The organism is Sphaerisporangium album (assembly GCF_003323745.1).
Lineage (GTDB): Bacteria > Actinomycetota > Actinomycetes > Streptosporangiales > Streptosporangiaceae > Sphaerisporangium > Sphaerisporangium album.
In genome coordinates this window covers 47,533-60,978 of record NZ_QOIL01000022.1, presented here as the reverse complement: position 1 = coordinate 60,978, position 13,446 = coordinate 47,533, and the positions used below count along the sequence as shown (strand labels likewise).

Sequence of the window (13,446 nt, the reverse complement as noted above, 5' to 3'; positions counted from 1 at the left end):
CCATGAACTGGTCAGCAGCCCGACCTGGACGAGCGAGGAAACGCGTATGCGACCGCCATCCACAGACATAGACGAAGCCAGGACGATGACGCTGGAGGCGTTCGCGGACACGATCGTCCCGGGCGAGAAACGCTCACCCGACGACCGGGCCATCGCCGGCGCCGCCACTGGCGGCGGCGCGGTGCAGGCCGGTGCCCTTGAGCTGCTCGGATGGGACGCGACCGGCCTCACCGAGGGTCTCGACAACTTCGCGAACGCGCTCAACGACCACGCCACGGCGTACGCCTTCGAGCACGGGACCGACCTGGACGAGACCGTCCCGCCGTTCGTCTCCCTGCCGTTCGAGCACAGGACCGCGCTCGTGCTACGGCTCACCAAGCCCGGCCACCCCGAGAAGGAGCTCTGGGTCAGCCTCGCCCTGTTCTGCAACATGGCCTTCGACTCGGCGGCGCACATGCACACCGCCGACGCGATCGCCGAGGGACACCCGGGACTGATGGCGATGGGCATCGAGAAGCCCGACGCCGACGGCCGCTGGAGGTTCCCGAACTTCTCCTACGGCCGGCCGCTGGCCCGCCTGCACCCGGACACGACCCCTTCAGGGAGTCCCAAATGACCAGCACGGAACGCACCGACGTCCTCGTGGTCGGAAGTGGCTTCGGCGGCGCGATCGCGGCCTACCACCTCGCGGCCGGAGGCGCGAAGGTCATCGTGCTCGAACGCGGCCCGTGGCTCACGGGCAAGGACTTCGACCACGACTTCAAGCTCGGCTCGTCCTACACGCGGGCCTTCGACTTCACCGTCGGCGACGGAATGAGCATCCTCGGCGGCAACTGCGTCGGCGGCGGCAGCGTCGTCTACTTCGCCGCGATGCCCCGCGCGCCCCGGTTCGTCTTCGAACGGCACGGCAGCATCGGCCGCCGCATGTGGCCGGCGTCCGTCAACCGTGACACCCTCGACCCGTGGTACGACCGGGTGGCCGAGTCCATCCCGATCACCCAGCAGAGCTGGGACGACGTCACCTACGCCGGCGGGCTGTGGGCCGCGGCCTGTAACCACGCCGGGCGTACCGCCAACCCGGTCCCGGCGGCCATCGACCGCAGCCTGTGCACCAACTGCAACTGGATGATGGCCGGGTGCCACTTCGACGCCAAGCAGTCGCTGCTGCTCAACTACCTGCCCGCGGCCATCGCGCACGGCGCCGAGATCCGCCCGCTGCACGAGGTGCAGCACATCTCGCGCACCGACGACGGCGGCTACCGCGTGCACTACGACATCATGGACGACGAGGACTACCGCCTCCGCGGCGAGGGCGGCACGATCGACGCCAAGATCATCGTGCTTGCGGCCGGCGCCGGCGCCACCCCTGTCATCCTCCAGCGCAGCGAGGCCACGCTCGGCACCATGCCGCACGCCGTCGGCCGCTACTTCTCCGGCAACGGCGAGCGTCTCAACACCGCGATCCTCAACGAGGACAAGGTGCGCGAGGTGCTCGGCCTGGAGCGTGAGAACGGCCTGGCCTACGAGGCCAACCAGATCGGCAAGGGCCCGGTCGTCGCCAACTGGGACCGGCTCGACGGCTCGCTGCCGGAGTTCGAGCGGTTCTCGCTGGAGCAGCTCTACTTCCCGCCCGGCCTCGGGACGATCCTCGCCCAGGTGCCCGGCGCGCTCGGCCCGAGCTGGTTCGGGGTCGACAAGAAGGAGGTCCTCAGGCGCTGGCGCTCCTGGCTGATCATCTTCCAGATGATCGAGGACAACAATGAGGGCGTCTTCGGCCCGCCGCCCGCCAAGGGCAACGCCGACCGCCTCAGCCAGCAGATGCTCGGCGTCGGCCGCCTCAAGTACGACCCGACCCCGCAGACCCTGCGGGCGTGGGCGCTGGCGGACGCCGAGGTCAAGGACATCCTGGAGCGCGACGGCCTCGCCGAGGTCGCCGCCTGGACCAACGACGTGGTCGGCGCGTACACCGTCCACCCGCTGGCCTCGTGCCGCATCGGCGACGACCCGCACACCTCGGCGCTGGACGACCGCAACGAGCTGCGCGGGCACCCGGGCATCTTCGTCACCGACGGGTCCGCCGTCCCGGGCGCGCTCACCGTCAACCCGGCGATGACCATCTCGGCGCTGGCCGAGCGCGCGATCCCCGGCATCGTCGCGGCCGCCCAGGAGCGGGGCGTCGAGGTCACCTACGGAGCTCCGGCCCCTGACGGCTCGACCAGCGGACGACGTGGCGTCGCCCCGCTGATCCCGAGCCTGTCACGCCGGTAAGGAGGGAGCGGGCGATGGGCAGGATGCTCAGCCGTGCGACGCTGCCGGGGACGCTGTCCCACGTCCGGCACGTATCCGTGGTACGTCCCCGTACCGCGCCGGACCTCGTCGCGAAGGTATACGCGCATGTGGAGCGAGACTTCGGCATGCTGGCGCCGCCGATGCTCCTGCACTCGCCCGCTCCCGTCACCCTCGCGGCATCGTGGATGATGCTGCGGGAATCCCTCCTCGCGGCCGGGCTCGCCGGCAGGCCGCTGAAGGAGGCGGTCGCGACCGCCGTGTCGCGCGGCAACGCCTGCCCCTACTGCGTCGACGTGCACCAGGCCACGATGGACGGCCTCGTGCGCGGCGGCCACGCCGCGCTGATCGCGGCGGGCCGCGTCGACGACATCGACGACCCGGCGGTGCGCCGGGTGGCGTCGTGGGCGCTGGCGAGTGGGACGCGCGACGCGGCGGCGCGGCACGAGCCGCCGCTGCCGCCCGAGGGGCTCCGCGAGCTTGCGGCGGTGGCCGTCACCTTCCAGTACCTCAACCGCATGGTCAACATATTCCTCACCGAGTCGCCGCTGCCCGCCGAGGTGCCCGCCGGCGCGCGCGGCCTGCTGCTGCGGCTGTTCGGCCGGATCATGCGGACGTACGCCCGCCGCGGCGGCGAGCCGGGCGCCTCGCTCGGCCTGCTGCCCGAGGCGCCGCTGCCTGCGGACCTGGCGTGGGCGGACGGGTCGGCGAACCTCGCCGCCGCGTTCGCCCGGGCCGCCGCCGCCATCGACGCGGCGGGCGTCCGCACGGTTCCGGCGCCGGTGCGCGAGCTGGTCACCGCGCGGCTGGCCGCCTGGGACGGCGAGCCGACCGGGCCGAGCCGCGCCTGGGTCGCGGAGGCCGCGTCCGCGCTCCCCGAGGCCCTGCGCCCGGCGGGACGGCTGGCGCTGCTGACCGCGATGGCGTCGTACCAGATCGACGACGCGCTGATCGCCGACTTCCGCGCCGGGACGCCCGGCGACCTGGCACTGGTCGAGCTCACCTCGTGGGCGAGCATGGCGGCGGCCCGCCGCGTCGGCTCCTGGATCCCGATCGTCCCGGTCACTGAGGAATCGGCGCCCTCCGGTTCCGCGTCCGCCCAGGCTCCCGCCGCCGTCCCCGCTGCCGTCCGCGCGCAGGGCGCGTCCCCCGCTGGGGAGAGCTGAGCGACGTCATGTCGTCCCGCTCCACCCGCGTGAACCCCTGGTTCGCGCTGCCGGCGGGCAGCGCGCCGGCGACGCACAGGACCCGGCGCTCCGCCGCCGCGCCCCCGCCGTCCGGGGACGACGCGCGGCGCGGAGCGCTGGTATAGCCGGTCCGCGCGATTCGCGTCGCCGATATCGCGAAATTCGGACCCAAGAAGCACACACGGAGAAGACGCCGGAATTTTCGTGATGCATGCTTGATTTGAGAACTCAACACAATTGAATGCCGTTAAGGTTGCATTTATAGGAATTGCCGTACCGTCTATGACCTGGTGTGACGCGTCCGTATGAACGTGTGGACGCGTGTCCCCGGTGTTCCCGGCGCCGCCGATATCCCCGTAATCCAAGGCTTTTCAGTGAGAGGACAGACGCGTGAGCGAGCTGGACGAAGTGCTGCAGGCGCTTACCGTTGAGGGCGAGGAGCTCGACCGCGTGGTCGCCGGCCTCCAGCCCTCACAGTGGGATCTGCCCACCCCCGCCCCCGGATGGACCATCGCGAACCAGATCGGCCACCTGACCTTCATCTTCAGCCTCGCCCGGACCGCCGCGTCCGACGCCGAGACGTTCAAGACCCTGGTCGCGGGCGCCGAGAAGGACTTCAACGGCGCCGTCAACGCGGCCCTCGGCCTGTTCGCCAACGACACCATCGAGTCGCTGCTCGCCAAGTGGCGCGGCGAGCGCAAGGACGTCGTCGACGCGCTCGCCGCCGTTCCGGCCGGCCAGGTCGTGCCGTGGCTGGTCAACCCGCTGCCGCCGATCATCCTGGCCTGCGCGGGCATCATGGAGCAGTTCGCCCACGGCCAGGACATCCTGGACACCCTCGGCATCGAGCGCACGTTCACCGACCGCATCAAGCACCTGGTGGTCTTCGCGGTCCTGACCAGGGACTTCGGGTACCAGGCCCGCGGTCTCACGCCGCCCGCCGAGGAGTTCCGCTTCGAGCTCGTCGCCCCGTCGGGAGAGCTGTGGGCGTTCGGTCCCGAGGACGCCTCGCAGCGCATCACCGGTCCGGCCGCCGACTTCTGCCTGCTCGCGACCCGCCGCCGTCACCGCGACGACCTCGCGATCGTCGCCACCGGCGACGTGGCCGACCTCTGGCTGGACATCGCCCAGTGCTACCGGGGCCCCGCCGGGGAAGGCCGCAGGCCGGGCCAGTTCGCCGCCGCCCGGGTCTGACCGTTCGCCGTCAGGGCGCCGCCCATCGCGGCGCCCCTGATCGCGCGTGAACGGCGTGACCCGCAGGAACCCCTGCTCCGCTCCCGTCGCTCACGGCCCGCGTCGCCCCACGGCGGCGCGGTGTGGGACCATCCGGACCGTCCCGGCACCCGGCGTCGGACCCGCCGGAGCGGGGAGATAGAACGGAGACGGGTCCCGAGGGTCAGGAGGTCGACGGTGCGGCAGCTCAGCGCGCTCGACGCGCAGTTCCTCAACTTCGAGAGCGACACGAACGTCGCCAACGTCGCGGGGCTGTCGATCCTCGACGGCGACGTGGCGCGCGACGACCTGCTCAAGCTGGTCGAGGAGCGCTCGGCGCTGGTCCCGCCGCTGCGGCAGCGGCTGGTGGGGGTGCCGCTCGGCCTCGACCACCCGTACTGGGCGCAGGACGAGGATCTCGACCTGGAGTACCACGTACGGGAGGTCGGCCTGCCGGCCCCGGGCAGCGACCGGCAGCTCGCCGCGCAGGTCGCCCGGCTGCACGCGCGGCGGCTGGACCGGCGCCGCCCGCTGTGGGAGATGTATCTGATCCACGGCCTGGCGGGCGGCCGCACCGCGCTCTACACGAAGATGCACCACGCGGCCATCGACGGCATGGGCGGCGCCGACGTGCTCGCGGCGTTCATGGACATCGAGCCGAACCCGCCGCGCCGCGAGCCGGAGCGGCCCGTCGAGCCCGACCGCGCCCCCGAGACCGCCGAGATGATCGTCAGGACGGCGGGCAGGCTGGTGGCCAACCCCGCGTACCTGCTGAGGTTCCTGGTCGAGGCGGTGCCGCACCTGGACGAGATCCCGATCATCTCGCGGCTGCCCGGCGCGGTGCCGGTGTCCCGGGCCACCCGGCGGCTGACGCGGTGGATCGGCCGGGGCGCGGGCGAGGAGGTGCCGGAGCTGCCCCGGCTGGCGGTGCCGCGCACGCCGTTCAACGGCCCGGTGTCCGCGCACCGGCGCTTCGCGTTCACCGAGCTGCCGCTGGAGGAGGTGAAGCGGGTCAAGAACGCCTTCGGGTACACGGTCAACGACGTGGTCATGACCCTGGTGGCCACGGCGGTGCGCCGCTGGCTGACCGAGCACGACGCGCTGCCCGGGGAGCCGCTCGTGGCCGGGGTGCCGTTCTCGCTGCGCGAGGACGCGCGGGCGCCCGGCAACCAGGTCACCCTCATGATTACCTCGCTGGACACGCAGATCGCCGACCCGCGCGAGCGCCTGGAGGCCGTGCACGAGGCGATGGGCCGCATCAAGGACCGCTTCAACCTGGCGCCCGCCCGCTGGCTGCGCACCCTCAGCGAGAGCATGCCCGCCGCGCTGACCGGGCTGGCCCACCGCGCGGCCTTCGGCCTGGCGGCGCAGACGACCCCGGCCGTCAACCTGATGGTCTCCAACGTGCCGGGCCCGCAGATCCCGCTGTACGTGTGCGGGCGGCGGCTGATCGCGCAGTACCCCGTCTCGGTCGTCAGCGACGCGAGCGGGGGGATCAACGTCACCGCGTTCTCCTACGACGGATGGATCGACGTGGGGATCCTCGCCGACCGGGCGATGGTGCCCGACGTCTGGTCGCTCACCACCTACCTGCACGACGCGCTGGACGAGCTGAAGGCGCTCACCTGACGGGCGCTCACCGGGCGAGGCCGAGCAGGATCTCCGTCCACAGCCGGTCCACCTCCCGGTAGCGCATGCGCGCGGTCTCGTGGTCGAGGCCGGCCTGCTTGTCCGAGCGCCGGACGTACGCGCGGCCGCCGCCCACGACCAGGTAGTAGACCCGCGACCGGCACTCGCACGTCCAGCGCAGGATGCGCGGCCTGCTCTCGGCGTTCATCGGCGGGAACCAGGCGACGCGCCGGCAGCCCTCGCGCGCCTTCGGGACGTGCGGGCCGTGGTCGGCGTGCCCCGAGGAGGCGGTCAGCGCCGTCACCGCCCGCCCTCCGTGCGGAGGGTGATCAGCGACGAGAGGCGCTCGGGGGTGGGGGCGTGGACGAGCCGGGCCTCCAGCCAGGGGCCGCAGGCGTACCACGTGCGGCCCGAACACCACACGCGCCACCCCGGGTGCGCCGTCCGCAGCGCCTCGACCTCGGCCGCGGTGGCGTCCTCTTCAGTCTCTTCAGTCCCTTCAGTGGCTTGGGGGGACGGGGAGGCGGGGGAGGGGGCGTCCGTGGCGGCGGGCGTGCCGGGCGCGTACCCGCACCAGCCCGGCGGCTCGGGAGCGGGACGCGTCGCGGGTTTCGGCGCGCACGGCGCGGGGGCGCGGGTGCGGAAGAGGCGGGCGCGGCAGGCGGTGAGATAGGGCAGAACCCCGGCCATCCAGACCCCTTAGCGTCTACGGCAATCGGTTGACATATACGACAATGGCGAGACGATAAGGTGCGTGTCAATCAGGTGACCGCATCTGGAACCCCCGGCAGATCGGAACGTGGGTAAGTGTCTGGCCACGCCTACGAGCACATCGCGGCCGAACTGCGCGGCGCGATCCTTGACGGTGGCCTGCCGCCCGGCGCCCGCCTGCCCCGGCACGCCGACCTGGCGCGGCAGTACGGCGTGTCCGAGATCGTCGTCCGGCAGGCGATCGACGCCCTGAAGAACGCGGGCCTGGTCGAGACGCGCGGGCGCGGCGGCACCTGGGTGCGCGAGCGGCCGCCCGTGCGCCGCATCTCCTCCCAGCGCTACCTCGCCGATCTCGGGCCGCAGACGGTGAAGCAGACCTCCTTCACCCGGGACCAGGGGATCGCCTGGGAGCAGTACCGCCTCGACACCGCCTACCGGTGGATCGACGCCGACGAGCGGCTGGCCGGCCTGTTCGGCGTCGCGCCCGGCACGCGCGTGCTCGAACGGCACTTCGTCTTCTACGCGGCGGGCGTGCCGTCGCAGGTGGCGCGGCCGTGCCTGCTCGCCTCGGACGTCGAGGGCACGCCGGTGGCCGACCCGAAGAACGAGCCCTGGCCCGGCGGGACGATCAACCAGCTGCGCACGCTCGGCATCGAGGTCGACGACATCACCGAGTCGGTGACGACGCGCATGCCCACCCCCGTGGAGGCGCGGACGTTGCGCATCGCGCAGGGCGTCCCGGTGTTCGCGATCACGCGGGTGATGTACGCGGCCGGGCGGGTGGTCGAGGTCGCCGACCCGATCGTGATCCCGGGCGACCGCGCGATCCTCGACTACCGGATCCCGCTGCGTCCCCTGCCGTGAGGGGGGCCGGGCGCGCTCACCGGAGCAGTGCCATGCGGGCGGCGCCGATCAGCCCGCCGTCCCCGCCGAGCGCCGCCGGCGTGACGCGCAGCCGCCGGACGAACCCCAGCCGCGCCCGCTCGCCGATCGCGCGGCGCAGCGGGCCGAACAGCACCTCGCCCGCCGCGGCCACCCCGCCGCCGATCACCGCCTGGTCCAGGTCGCAGATCGCGGCGACGGTGACGATCGCGCTCGCCAGCGCGTCGGCGGCCCGGGCGAAGGCGGCCAGAGGCACGGCCGCGCCGTCGTGGGCCGCCTGGGCGAGCGCGCGGGCGTCCGGGCCGCCCCAGCCCCGCTCGCGGGCCCAGCGGACCATGGACGGGCCGCTCGCGATCGTCTCGACGCACCCCCTGGCCCCGCAGGGGCAGGGCGCGCCGCCGGGGTCGACGATGATGTGCCCGATGTGCCCGGCGTTGCCGGTGGGACCCTCGAACGGCACGCCCTCCAGGACGAGCCCGCCGCCGATGCCGGTGGACACGACGATGCCGAGCATGGAGGTGCTTCCGCCGCCGGCGCCCGTCCAGTGCTCGCCGACCGCCGCCGCCACGGCGTCCCCGACCAGGAAGCAGGGCACGCCCGGGATCGCCTCGCCGACCTCGGCGAGGATCGGGAAGTCGCGCCAGGCCGGGATGTTCACCGGGCTGACGGTTCCGGCGAGCAGGTCCAGCGGCCCGGCGGAGGCGACGCCGACCGCCGTGGGCGTGGTGTCGGCGGCCACCTGGCGCAGCAGGCCGGTCAGCGCGGCGCCCACGATGTCCGCCCGGCCGGGCGGCGCGGCGGGGGTGGGCACCTCACGGCGGCGCAGCACCGTGCCGTCCTCGCCGATCAGGGCCGCGGCCAGTTTGGTGCCGCCGATGTCGGCGGTGAGCACGTGAGGGCTCATGGCTCCTTCTCGCTCGCGTGGGGTCGGGAGAGGGCTGGTCATCTCGGAGGGTCACGGGGTGAGCAGGGCGCCGAGGCGGGGGGCGTAGGTCGCGTGGAAGACCAGGGACGCGGCCCCGATCGCGGCGGCGTCGGCGGCGATGGGGGAGAGCTCCACCCGCACCTGGTGAAGCCTGCGGGCGAGCGGGCGCGTCGCCACGGCCTCGGCCACGACGTCGCGGTACAGCTCGGCGACCCTGTGCAGGGCGGGGCCGCCGAGCACGATCAGGTCGATGTCCAGCATGTTCACGATGCCGACCGCGGCGTCGGCGAGCCTGGCCGCGACCTCGCCGACGACCTCGCGGGCCAGCGGGTCGCCCGTGGCCGCCGCCGCGCAGATCTCGGCGTGGCGGGGGCCCTCGCCGTCCGGGCCGAGGCCGAGCGCGCTCGGGGCGCCGGCGGCCAGGCGCGCCCGCACGGTCGCCTCGATGGCGCCCGGGCAGCACACGGCCTCGACGCAGCCCCTGTTGCCGCAGTAGCAGTCGGGGCCGTCGGGCGCGACGGTGATGTGGCCGAACTCGCCGGCGTTGGACGAGCGTCCCCGGTAGATCTGGTTGTCCAGGAACAGGCCGCCGCCGATGCCGGTGCCGAGGTACAGGTAGGCGAAGCTCGGTGTGGCACGTGCCAGGCCGGCCCAGCGCTCGCCGATCGCCGCCGCGGCGGCGTCGTTGTCGAAGGTCACAGGGAAGCCGGTGTGCTCCTCCAGCAGGCGCTTGATGGGCACGCCGTCCCAGCCGGTCAGGCGCGGGGGGACGTTCATCACGCCGTCGTCGTCGAGGGGGCCGGGGCAGGCCAGGCCGATGCCCAGCACCTTGGCGTCGGGCACGTCCGCCTCGGCGAGCACGCGCCGGGCCGTGCGGGCCATCTGGCGGATGAGCGACTCGGGCGCGAGCCCGGGACGGACGTCGGTGTGGAGCTTGGCGACCGGCTGCCCGGCGAGGTCGGCGAGGACGTAGGAGACCTCGCCGGGGTCGAAGTGGATGCCGAGGGCGTACCCGGCGGCGGGGTCGACGCGCAGGATCGTGCGCGGCTTGCCGCCGCTGGAGGGCAGTGAGCCGTCCTCGATGACGAGCCCTTCCTCCAGCAGCTTGCGGACGATGACGGAGACGGTCTGGGCGGTCAGGCCGGTGCGCGCGGCGATCTGGACCCGGCTGATGCCGTCGGAGACCTGGATCGCGTCCAGCACGACGGCACGGTTGTAGCTGCCTACCTTCGGCAGGTTTGTGCCCATCTGCATGTACGACTCCCGGCCTCCTCGATGTCCTCAGGCAATATCGCATAGCCCGTTGACTTAGTAAATCAAAAAGATTTAAGTTCTCGTCACCCAAGGAAACACGGCCGAAACGCGGACATACGGGAGCGGTCAGGCGGAGCATGCCGGCCCGGGGATCGACCCCCGGGCCCGTAGATCGTGGTCGGTACACAGGCCGGAGAAGGAGTCCGATGAGACGAACGATGGTCGCCTCGGTACTGGTGGCGGCCGTGGCCGCCACGGCGGGCGCGTGCGGCGGGGACAAATCAACCGGCGAGACCGCCGGTGGGGCCAAGGAGATCGAGGTGCTCTACCGGGTGGAGCCCGCCTGGCCCCACATGGAGAAGACGCTCAAGCAGGCCAAGACGCAGTTCGAGGCCGCGCACAAGGGCGTGACCATCAAGCTGACTCCCGTCCAGGGCACCAACGAGGTCTACTACACCAAGCTCGCCCTGCTGAACCGCTCGGCAGACTCGGCCCCGGACGTCTACCTGCACGACACCTTCCAGGTCAACGCCGACGTCGCGGCCGGAAAGCTCGCCCCCCTGGACGACTACCTCAACACCTGGCCCGACTGGAGCACGCAGTACGCCGACTCGGTCAAGCAGGCCGCCAAGGGCCCCGACGGCAAGATCTACGGCGTTCCCATCAGCACCGACACCCGCGGCCTCTGGTACAACAAGGACATCCTCACCAAGGCGGGCATCTCCGTGCCCTGGGAGCCGAAGACCTGGGCCGACGTGCTGACCGCCGCCCGCGCCGTCAAGCAGAAGGTCCCGGGCGTCATCCCCTTCAACATGTACTCCACGAAGGTGCTCGGCGAGGCCGCCACGATGCAGGGCTTCGAGATGCTGCTGTACGGCACCCCCGGCGGGACGCTGTACGACGACACCCAGAAGAAGTGGGTGGCCTCCAGCAAGGGCATCACCGACTCCCTCGGCTTCGTCGACACGATCTACCGTGAGGGCCTCGGCCCCAAGCAGGCCGACGCGTTCGACGCCAAGCTCGGTGAGAAGGTCGGCCTCGACTGGTTCCCCGGCGGCAAGCTCGCCATCGGCCTCGACGGCGCGTGGATGTCGGCGTCCTGGACGCCCACCAGCACCAAGCCGTGGCCGCAGTGGACCGAGAAGATCGGCTGGACGCCCATGCCCACCCAGAACGGTGAGGCCCCCGGCGCGGTCAGCATGTCCGGCGGCTGGGTCATGGCCATGAGCTCCTATGCCAAGGACAAGAAGGACGCCTTCGACTTCATCAGCACGGCGACCAACAAGGAGAACACGCTGACCTACTCGGTCAGCACCGGCGACCTGACCCCGCGCAAGGACGTCGCCTCCGACCCGCGGTACACCGCCGCGAACCCCAGCGTGAAGTTCTGGACCGACCTCGCGTCCGTCACGCACTACCGCCCGGCCTACGAGGTGTACCCGAAGGTGTCGGCCGAGGTGCAGAAGGCGATGGAGGCGATGGTCACCGGCTCCAAGACCCCCGACGCCGCGGCCAAGGAGTACGCGGACGCGCTGCCGGGCGTGGTGGGCGGACCCGACAAGGTGACCACCGGCTCATGACCGTCACGACCGTGACGCCGCCGTCGCGGCCGGCCGGATCCCCCGTCCTGGCGGAGGAGCCGCGCCGGCGCGGCGGGGCGCTGCGACGACTGCTGCCGCTGCTGCCCGCCCTGGTCCTGCTCGTGATCTTCATGGCGGGGCCGATCCTGTGGAGCCTCTACATCTCGTTCACCAACGAGACCCTGACCGGCTCGGCGTCGGTCGACTCGCGCTTCGTCGGGCTGGAGAACTTCGTCAAGCTGTTCGGCGACGACGCCTTCCGCAACTCCTTCCTGCTGACGTTCGTCTTCGTCATCGGCTCGGCCGTCATCGGCCAGAACACGCTCGGCCTGTTCATCGCCCTGCTCCAGCGCGGGCGCGGGCGCGTGGTCAGGAGCGTGGTGAACGGCGTCGTCATCGCCGCCTGGGTCGTGCCCGAGGTCGTCGCCGCCGCGTGCTGGTACTCCTTCCTGTCCGAAGAGGGCACGCTCAACGAGGTGCTCGCCTTCCTCGGCCTCTCGCAGGACTGGCTGTTCACCGCGCCCATGCTCGCCGTCACGCTGGCCAACGTCTGGCGCGGCACCGCCTTCTCGATGCTCGTCTACTCGGCCGCGCTGTCGGACGTGCCAGGCGACCTGCTGGAGGCGGCGGCCGTGGACGGGGCGAGCGGCTGGCGCAGGTTCACCGGCGTGACGCTGCCGCTGATCCGCCGGTCCATCCTGTCCAACCTCATGCTCATCACCCTGCAGACCCTCGCGTCCTTCGGCCTCATCTACGCGATGACCGGAGGCGGGCCGGGCACGGCGAGCCAGACCACGCCGCTGTACATGTACGACCAGGCGTTCCGCTACTTCGAGATCGGGTACGGCAGCGCCATGGCCCTGGTGATGCTGGTCATCGGCGCGCTGTTCTCCCTGGTGTACCTGCGGCTGATCAAGGTGGAGACATGACGGGCGCCGTTCCCGGGCGGGTGGGCCGATGACCCGCGCCGCCGCCCGCGCCGCGGCCCTCGTCGCGCTCGCCGTGATCGCCCTGGCCTTCGCCGGGCCGTTCGTGTGGGTGCTGCTCGCCTCCGTCCAGCCGGAGGCCGGCCTCACCGCGAAGCCCAGCCTGGACTTCTCGTTCAGGAACTTCGCCGCCGTGCTGAACTGGGAGACCATCTACCAGCCGGTCATCAACTCGATCGTCATCTCCGGCGCCACCGCGGTGCTCACCGTCGTCGTCTCCGGGCTCGCCGCCTACCCCCTGTCGCGGTACAAGCTGCGCTACGGGCGGCACTTCATGCTCACGCTGCTGTTCACCACCGGCCTGCCCGTGACCGCCATCATGGTGCCGGTCTACTCGATGTTCTTCCGCTTCAACCTGTACGGCTCCATCCCCGCCATGGTGCTGTTCCTCGCGGCCAGTTCGCTGCCGTTCGCCATCTGGATGATGAAGAACTTCATGGACGGCGTCCCGGTCAGCCTGGAGGAGGCCGCCTGGGTGGACGGCGCCGGGTGGGTGCGCTCGATGCTGCGCGTGGTGTGGCCGCTCATGGCGCCCGGCGTCGCGGTCGTCGCCATCTTCGTCTTCGTCAACCAGTGGGGCAACTTCTTCGTCCCGTTCGTCCTGCTCGACGCTCCCGAGAAGCAGCCCGCCGCGGTCACCATCTACACCTTCTTCTCCCAGTACGGGGCCGTCGCCTACGGAGAGCTGGCGGCCTTCTCGATCATCTACACCACCCCGGCCGTGGTGCTCTACATCGCCGTGAACAAGTACCTCGCCGGTTCGTTCAGCTTCGCCGGATCAGTGAAGGGTTGAC

13 protein-coding genes are annotated in these 13,446 nt (G+C 71.9%); 9 read left to right on the top strand and 4 right to left on the bottom strand.

Annotated features, from left to right (window positions below; genetic code table 11):
* The first annotated feature begins 46 nt into the window (after positions 1-46).
* The 5 genes from DQ384_RS31345 to DQ384_RS31325 all read left to right on the top strand — a co-directional run bounded on the left by DQ384_RS31345 (position 47) and on the right by DQ384_RS31325 (position 6,314).
* Positions 47-616: a DUF5987 family protein gene (locus DQ384_RS31345; protein ID WP_114032493.1), complete on the top strand. Its 570-nt coding sequence runs from the start codon at positions 47-49 to the stop codon at positions 614-616.
* Complete coding sequence (locus tag DQ384_RS31340) at positions 613-2,268, top strand: GMC family oxidoreductase N-terminal domain-containing protein (RefSeq protein WP_114032492.1); 1,656 nt, start codon at positions 613-615, stop codon at positions 2,266-2,268. The genes DQ384_RS31345 and DQ384_RS31340 overlap by 4 nt, the downstream gene beginning before the upstream one ends.
* 14 nt (positions 2,269-2,282) lie before the next feature.
* On the top strand, positions 2,283-3,452 hold the full coding sequence (locus DQ384_RS31335; protein ID WP_114032491.1) for a carboxymuconolactone decarboxylase family protein: 1,170 nt from the start codon (positions 2,283-2,285) through the stop codon (positions 3,450-3,452).
* 411 nt (positions 3,453-3,863) lie between these two features.
* On the top strand, positions 3,864-4,667 hold the full coding sequence (locus DQ384_RS31330) for a TIGR03084 family metal-binding protein (RefSeq protein WP_114032490.1): 804 nt from the start codon (positions 3,864-3,866) through the stop codon (positions 4,665-4,667).
* Between the two features lie 216 nt (positions 4,668-4,883).
* Entirely contained in the window at positions 4,884-6,314 is a 1,431-nt protein-coding gene (locus DQ384_RS31325; RefSeq protein WP_114032489.1) for a WS/DGAT/MGAT family O-acyltransferase, read from the top strand.
* Between the two features lie 7 nt (positions 6,315-6,321).
* Here the strand turns inward: DQ384_RS31325 and DQ384_RS31320 are convergent, their stop codons facing one another.
* Both DQ384_RS31320 and DQ384_RS31315 read right to left on the bottom strand, forming a co-directional pair.
* A complete protein-coding gene (locus tag DQ384_RS31320; protein ID WP_114032488.1) occupies positions 6,322-6,618 on the bottom strand; it encodes a hypothetical protein in 297 nt (98 codons plus the stop codon).
* On the bottom strand, positions 6,615-7,004 hold the full coding sequence (locus DQ384_RS31315) for a hypothetical protein (RefSeq protein ID WP_114032487.1): 390 nt from the start codon (positions 7,002-7,004) through the stop codon (positions 6,615-6,617). The genes DQ384_RS31320 and DQ384_RS31315 overlap by 4 nt, the downstream gene beginning before the upstream one ends.
* Before the next feature lie 117 nt (positions 7,005-7,121).
* Between DQ384_RS31315 and DQ384_RS31310 the strand changes: the two genes are divergently transcribed.
* Positions 7,122-7,889, top strand: coding sequence for a GntR family transcriptional regulator (locus DQ384_RS31310; protein ID WP_114032486.1), 768 nt, complete (start codon positions 7,122-7,124; stop codon positions 7,887-7,889).
* A gap of 16 nt (positions 7,890-7,905) precedes the next feature.
* Here DQ384_RS31310 and DQ384_RS31305 read toward each other — a convergent pair whose 3' ends face one another.
* Positions 7,906-8,811 carry an ROK family protein gene (locus DQ384_RS31305; RefSeq protein WP_114032485.1) on the bottom strand — a complete coding sequence of 302 codons (906 nt, stop codon included), beginning with the start codon at positions 8,809-8,811 and terminating at the stop codon, positions 7,906-7,908.
* Between the two features lie 51 nt (positions 8,812-8,862).
* The gene (locus tag DQ384_RS31300) at positions 8,863-10,086 is read right to left on the bottom strand and encodes an ROK family transcriptional regulator (RefSeq protein ID WP_114032484.1); all 1,224 of its coding nucleotides are present in this window, start codon (positions 10,084-10,086) and stop codon (positions 8,863-8,865) included.
* A gap of 206 nt (positions 10,087-10,292) precedes the next feature.
* Between DQ384_RS31300 and DQ384_RS31295 the strand changes: the two genes are divergently transcribed.
* The 3 genes from DQ384_RS31295 to DQ384_RS31285 are packed head-to-tail and all read left to right on the top strand — an operon-like array spanning position 10,293 to position 13,445.
* Entirely contained in the window at positions 10,293-11,666 is a 1,374-nt protein-coding gene (locus DQ384_RS31295) for an extracellular solute-binding protein (RefSeq protein ID WP_220183243.1), read from the top strand.
* Positions 11,663-12,595, top strand: a complete 933-nt coding sequence (locus DQ384_RS31290; RefSeq protein ID WP_114032482.1) for a carbohydrate ABC transporter permease — start codon at positions 11,663-11,665, stop codon at positions 12,593-12,595. Before DQ384_RS31295 ends, DQ384_RS31290 begins: the two co-directional genes overlap by 4 nt.
* 28 nt (positions 12,596-12,623) lie before the next feature.
* Positions 12,624-13,445: a carbohydrate ABC transporter permease gene (locus DQ384_RS31285; RefSeq protein WP_114032481.1), complete on the top strand. Its 822-nt coding sequence runs from the start codon at positions 12,624-12,626 to the stop codon at positions 13,443-13,445.
* Position 13,446 lies beyond the last annotated feature (1 nt).